The organism is uncultured Thomasclavelia sp., assembly GCF_944324745.1.
GTDB lineage: Bacteria > Bacillota_I > Bacilli_A > Erysipelotrichales > Coprobacillaceae > Thomasclavelia.
The window spans coordinates 41,840-48,136 of the sequence record NZ_CALUXO010000035.1; the positions used below are offsets into that span (position 1 = coordinate 41,840).

Annotated in this window: 7 protein-coding genes; 5 read left to right on the top strand and 2 right to left on the bottom strand. The window is 31.2% G+C overall.

Annotated features, from left to right (window positions below; genetic code table 11):
* Nucleotide 1 precedes the first annotated feature (1 nt).
* The 4 genes from pknB to Q0K54_RS03730 are packed head-to-tail and all read left to right on the top strand — an operon-like array spanning nt 2 to nt 4,075.
* The gene (pknB, locus tag Q0K54_RS03715) at nt 2-1,975 is read left to right on the top strand and encodes a Stk1 family PASTA domain-containing Ser/Thr kinase (protein WP_294578513.1); all 1,974 of its coding nucleotides are present in this window, start codon (nt 2-4) and stop codon (nt 1,973-1,975) included.
* Nucleotides 1,976-1,984: 9 nt separating this feature from the next.
* Nucleotides 1,985-2,857 carry a ribosome small subunit-dependent GTPase A gene (gene rsgA, locus Q0K54_RS03720; RefSeq protein ID WP_294578514.1) on the top strand — a complete coding sequence of 291 codons (873 nt, stop codon included), beginning with the start codon at nt 1,985-1,987 and terminating at the stop codon, nt 2,855-2,857.
* Complete coding sequence (rpe, locus tag Q0K54_RS03725) at nt 2,850-3,491, top strand: ribulose-phosphate 3-epimerase (RefSeq protein ID WP_294578515.1); 642 nt, start codon at nt 2,850-2,852, stop codon at nt 3,489-3,491. Before rsgA ends, rpe begins: the two co-directional genes overlap by 8 nt.
* The gene (locus tag Q0K54_RS03730) at nt 3,488-4,075 is read left to right on the top strand and encodes a thiamine diphosphokinase (protein WP_294578516.1); all 588 of its coding nucleotides are present in this window, start codon (nt 3,488-3,490) and stop codon (nt 4,073-4,075) included. The genes rpe and Q0K54_RS03730 overlap by 4 nt, the downstream gene beginning before the upstream one ends.
* Before the next feature lie 31 nt (nt 4,076-4,106).
* On the opposite strand, the gene Q0K54_RS03735 is transcribed toward Q0K54_RS03730, so the two are convergent.
* Nucleotides 4,107-5,048, bottom strand: a complete 942-nt coding sequence (locus Q0K54_RS03735) for an AEC family transporter (protein WP_294578517.1) — start codon at nt 5,046-5,048, stop codon at nt 4,107-4,109.
* On the bottom strand, nt 5,036-5,443 hold the full coding sequence (locus Q0K54_RS03740; RefSeq protein ID WP_294578518.1) for a MarR family winged helix-turn-helix transcriptional regulator: 408 nt from the start codon (nt 5,441-5,443) through the stop codon (nt 5,036-5,038). The genes Q0K54_RS03735 and Q0K54_RS03740 overlap by 13 nt, the downstream gene beginning before the upstream one ends.
* A 330-nt stretch (nt 5,444-5,773) precedes the next feature.
* On the opposite strand from Q0K54_RS03740, the gene Q0K54_RS03745 reads away from it, so the two are divergent.
* Nucleotides 5,774-6,100, top strand: coding sequence for a hypothetical protein (locus Q0K54_RS03745; RefSeq protein ID WP_294578519.1), 327 nt, complete (start codon nt 5,774-5,776; stop codon nt 6,098-6,100).
* Nucleotides 6,101-6,297: the final 197 nt, after the last annotated feature.

Here is a 6,297-nt window from a genome sequence, read left to right on the forward strand (position 1 = left end):
AATGGCTAAAATAATTGCAGAACGTTATGAATTGTTGGAATTAATCGGCCAGGGAGGTATGGCTGATGTTTATTTGGCGCAAGATATCATTTTAAATCGAACGATTGCGATTAAAATTTTAAGAACTTCTCTAGCAAAAGATCCAATCTACGTTACTAGATTTCAACGAGAAGCAAGTGCTGCAGCAGCTCTTTCTCATCGTAATATCGTAGAAATCTATGATGTGGGAGAAGATGAAGATAAATATTATATAGTAATGGAATATGTACCAGGAACAACATTAAAAGAATTAATTTTAAAACGAGGTGCTGTTCATTATATTGAAGCAATTGATCTGATGAAACAGATTGTCAGTGGGATTGCCAAAGCTCATCAGTTGGGAATTATTCATCGAGATATAAAACCTCAAAATATTCTAGTTACTGACAGTGGTGTAGCCAAAATTGCCGATTTTGGAATTGCTTCAATGCAATCTTTAGCTCAAGTAACGCAAACTGATGTTATTATGGGTTCTTTACATTACCTGGCTCCAGAGCTGGCTCGTGGTGAAAAAGCGACGGCTCAAAGTGATGTTTATGCTTTAGGAATTGTTTTTTATGAGTTATTACGGGGAGAAGTACCTTTTAATGGAGAATCACCAGTAAATATTGCTTTAAAACATATGCAAGAAGATTTACCTTCGTTATTGGATTTCAATCCGTCAATTCCACAATCAGTCGAAAATATTGTAATTAAAGCAACGGCAAAAAATTTAAATGATCGTTATCAAAGCGCTGCTGAAATGCTTGATGACATCAATACTTGTCTAGAACATCCAGATCAAGAAAAATTAGTTTTCAATCATGATGATCAAGAGGCAGAACCGACGATCGTCGTTGATTCCAAATCGCCCTTTTTTGCCAGTGATACTGATGAAATTAAAGAAACAGTATCAGAAACTGAAGAAGAAAGCAATGATGGCTTTTTTAAACGTTTTGTCAAAAAGATCAAAGGATTAAGTACCAGATCTAAAGTATTGATTGGAGCAATAACAGCATTAGTCGTTTTGGCCATTGCTTTTGTTATTTATTTAAATAGTGGTTCATCAGTTAATTTGATGCCAGATTTAGCAGGCAAGACCGTTGATGAGGCGCAGACTTTATTAGAAGAATATAATGTCACTATTAGTGATGATATTATTGAACAGTTATCGGAAGAATATGATGAAGGACAAATTATTGAAACAAATCCGAAAGCTGGAAGCTCGATTGCTGAAGGTGATGTTGTTGTCTTAACGGTTTCTAGTGGCAAGTATATTGTCTTAGATAATTATGTAGGCATGACTCAAAGTGAAGCGGAAGAAGCAATCAGTAAATTGAGTGATACTGTGGATATTGAAGTAGTAATTGAAGAAGAAGTTTCTTCAAGTCCTCGTGGCGAGGTAATTTCTCAAAATAAAGAAAAAGGAACTAGGCTAGATCCAAATGATAGTGAAAATCTAACGATTACTTTAACAGTTTCTAAAGGTGATTATATAGTAGTTGATAATTATGTTGGTATGAGTCAAAATGATGCTACTGCAGCTTTAAAGAAACTGAATTTCCAGGTTACGATTGAAACAGAAGATTCCGATGAAGCTGAGGGAACAGTTATTCGACAAAGTTTATCAGAAGGATATCGAATTGATCCTGATGATAATGATCGTAATATTACTTTGACGGTTTCTCAAGGACGGACTTATCAGGTTCGTGATGTCTTTGATCGAACTATTTCTTCTGCAACATCAATCTTAGAAAATAATGGGTTTAAAGTAAATCCAGTTGATTTATCTAAGTCAACTGATCAAAGTTTATTAAGTGCTTATCCATTTAGATCAGTTAATACAGTTGCAGGACAAAGTCCTGAAGCAGATACAACAGTCAAAGAAAAAGGTACGACTGTAACATTATATTATTATTCAGTTGCTCCAGATAATGGTGATCATGAAGAAGATTAGGAGGTAATAATGCCAGAAGGAAGAATTATTAAAGCTTTATCAGGATATTATTATGTAGAGGATAATCAAAATGTAATTCAATGTCGCGCTAGAGGTAAATTTCGTAAAGACGAAATTAAGCCTCTAGTTGGCGATTTTGTAGAATATCAGATATCCGGATCAGAAGGATATATTATGAAGATTATGCCCCGGAAAAATGCGCTTGTTCGTCCGACAATTGCCAATGTTGACCAGGCATTGATTGTATGTTCATGTAAAGAACCGGATTTTTCATCGGTTCTGTTAGATAAGTTTTTACTAGTGATTGAACATCATCAAATTGAGCCAATCATAATTTTTTCCAAGTTCGATCTTGCAGATGAAAAAATGATTAGTCAATATTATGATGATTATCAAAAAGCTGGTTATCGAGTTTTTAAAACCAGTTCAACTAGTAATTATGGAATTGAAGAAATAAAAAGTATTTTTAAAGATAAAGTAACTGTTTTTACTGGTCAAAGTGGTGTCGGTAAAAGCAGCTTATTGAATGCTTTAGATGTTAATTTGAATTTGGAAACTAATGTTATTTCTAAATCATTAGGTCGTGGAAAACATACAACACGGCATGTTGAATTAATTAAGATGTATGGTGGTTATTTAGGTGATACACCAGGCTTTTCATCACTGGAATTAACGATGACACCACAAGAAGCAGCAGTTGCTTATCATGATTTTAGACAATTAAGTCAATCGTGTAAGTTCCGGGGTTGTCTTCATGACAGTGAACCGCATTGTGCTGTTAAACAAGCTGTAGCTGATGGATTAATTACTCAAGAACGCTACGAGCATTATTTAGTAAATCTACAAGAAGTAAAAAAGAAAGAGGAACGAAAGTATGGTTAAAATTGCCCCTTCATTATTATCAGCTAATTTTGCATATTTAAAACAAGAATTAGATGCTATTAAAGAAGCTGATTGGGTTCATTATGATGTTATGGATGGACATTTTGTCCCTAATATTTCATTTGGTTATAGTATTTTAAACGATGTAAGTAAGGTAACTGATTTATATTTAGATGTTCATTTGATGATTAGTGATCCTTTAAAATATGTAGATAATTTTATTGATAGTCATGCTGATTCAATTACATTTCATTTTGAAGCTATGGCTGAAGATAAAATTGGTGATTTAATCGATTATTTAAAAAGTAAAAATGTTGCCGTGGGTATTTCGATTAAACCGGATACTGATGTCAAAGTTTTAATACCATATTTATCAAAATTAGATTTAATTCTAGTTATGTCAGTGGAACCAGGATTTGGTGGTCAAAAGTTCAATGATTCTGCGTTAGAAAAAATCAGCTGGTTGGCTAGCCAAAAAGAAACTAATGATTATCATTATTTAATTGAAGTTGATGGTGGTATAAATAAACAAACTGCTAAATTATGTCGTGATGCCGGAGCTGATGTTTTAGTTGCTGGAAGTTATATCTTTGGTAGTGATGATTACTTACAAAAGATTGATTCTTTAAAATGAAAATCGGAATTTGTAGCGCTTTAGCTAATCAAATTGACCCTTCAATTGATTATATTGGGGTCGATCGTGGGGTGGAAGTTTTATTAAAAGCCCAAATTAAACCAATATATGCTATTGGAGATTTTGATTCAATTGATCATCCTGAAGTATTAAGTCATCTAAAAATTACTAGATTACCGACTCGAAAAGATGTAACGGATACTCATGCAGCTGTTGATTATGCAATTGCCCATGGCTATGATGAAATTGATATTTATGGGGTTACTGGTGGTCGTTTAGATCATTTCTTTAGTGCTGTTTGTTTATTAGAAAAATACTCAGATATTAAAATTCGAATCATTGATGATCATAATATCATCCAGTTATTATTACCAGGGGAGCATTTGATCAATCAAGATGACTATAAATATTTTTCATTATTTGCTTTGGATCATAGTTATATTGATATTAGTGGTGCTGACTATCCATTAGAACACTATTTGCTTAAACGCGATGATCCTTTATGTGTTTCTAATCAGGTAAAAGATAATCAGGCCGTAGTAACCACATCAAATAAAATTATTTTAGTTAAATCTAAAGATTAAAGAGGTCTAGAAAACAAATTTCTAGACCTCTTTATATTAAGGTGATTAAAAAACAAACTAATGGAATCGTTATGATACATGCAATTGTTGTCACTAAAACACACCCTAAACTATAATCACCATAACAGTCTTGAGATTTAGCCAACATTGCAATCGAAGACATTGTTGGCATAGCCATCAAGATCGTTAAAGTAGTAATGATATTAGTATCAATAGATGTTAAGTTTGTAATCGCAAAAAAGAAAATAAGTGGCATGATTAACATTTTTATGATGACACTGCCATAAAATTCAATTCTTTTAAAATAATAAAAAGCATCAATAAAGCAAAAGACACCGCCTAAATAAATCATTGCCAGTGGTGAGGTAACATTACCAATTCTAGATAGAGCTGTTGCTAGTGTTGTTGGTAATTGAATATCTAACATTACGACGATTACTGCTAAAACAATGGCAACCGTAGAAGGATTGATCATTTTCAGTAATCGTTTTAAATCAAATTTGTTATTTGAATCTGTTTTAGTTGTTAACTCAACACCTAATGTCCATAATAACAGCTGATCAACAATCGTAAATAAAGCAATATATAACATTCCTTTTTCTGGAAATAAAGTACTAATGATTGGAATCCCAATAAACCCAACATTTCCAAACATTGTTGAGGCCATATAGACATTTCCCTGATCTTTTTTTAATTTAAAAATCTTTTTTAAAATAAAACTAACAAGGATTAACAGAAAATAAAAAAGAATTGTAAGATATAAGACTGATAAGGAATTAAAAAAATCTTCTTTAGTAACCCCACTAACAGTATTATAAAAAAGCATGATTGGTAAAGTAATTTTGATTACTAAATTAGATATATATGTTAAACCATGTTCACTTAAAATATTCTTTTTGATAGCAATAATTCCAATTAAAGCATAGATAATAAAAATAATTATTTGATTAATAACTAGATTTACATATTCCATAAATTTTTATTCACCTTCCCCAATAATGTTAATAATTGATCTAGTTCTTCTGGTGATAAAACTTCCAAAGTCTTATCTTCCATCTTGATAAAAACTTCTTTTACTCTAATTGCTTTTTCTTTACCTTTCTTAGTAAGAAATACATGTAGATTACGGCGATTTCCATCTTGAATCTGCCTGGTAACTAAATGATCTTTTTCCATTTTGTTTAATAATGAAGTCACTGATGCTGGTTCAATTAAACAAGAATGAGCAATTTCTTTTTGCATGCAACCTTCATGGTCTAATAAATATTCTAATACTTTAGGTTGACCACTAGATAAATCATGTAATTGTTCATAAATTTTTTTAGTAAAAAGTGTTTGATTTTCAAGCATTAACTGATGATAAGTCATTTCACACCTCCAATGTTTAGAATTTTAATAATTAGAATTCTAACTGTCAATAGAAAATTTCTATAAAAAAATTTTATAAAAAGAACAAATTATAATCTTTTTTTATTTATCAACAGTATTAAATTTAAATATGATAGAAAAATATAGGAATGATGGAGAGTTAATCGATGTCATAAATAATATTAAAACAAGAGTTATTTGATTTAATGAAACAAAGGGCTCAATTTTTAATCCAATAAGATTATCATGTTCCAGCAAATACGACAAAAGCTGTTAAGCTGATGCTAATTGGTGTACTCATAAAACAGTAACTACTAATGCAGGATTAAGATGAAAAATAGTTTATTAGTAACTCGTAAATATGGTAGTGCTATTAGATTATTAAGTCTTCTTACTGATACTTCATTGGAATTTGACGATCCAACTATTAGCGGTAAAGGTATTGTCTATGTTAGAGCTTGCCTGGCTAAAGCATTAAATGGAGTTTTAGGGATCCCAGAAAGAAAAAGGGAAGAGCGATTTAATAAAGAAGAATGTAAAAAGACTCAAATAGAAAGAATGAAAGCGACAGCCTGGATAGAAACAGATTCATGTAGGTTGTGTTTTGCTGTTTATCCTTTTATTCAAAAGTATCTAATGGTGGATGCAAAAAAATAAACTAAAAAATTTAATTTTTTAGCACTCTAGACTTGACAGTGCTAAAAAAGTGATTATAATAATAGTTGTAAAAAGAAAAAGATGATTATTCATGAAGTAATTTCAATGGATAAATTTAAAAGGAGATGATTTATATGAAATTACTACCTGGATTTGCAACTTTTGATGATGTATTTGATAACATGTTTAGTGATCCT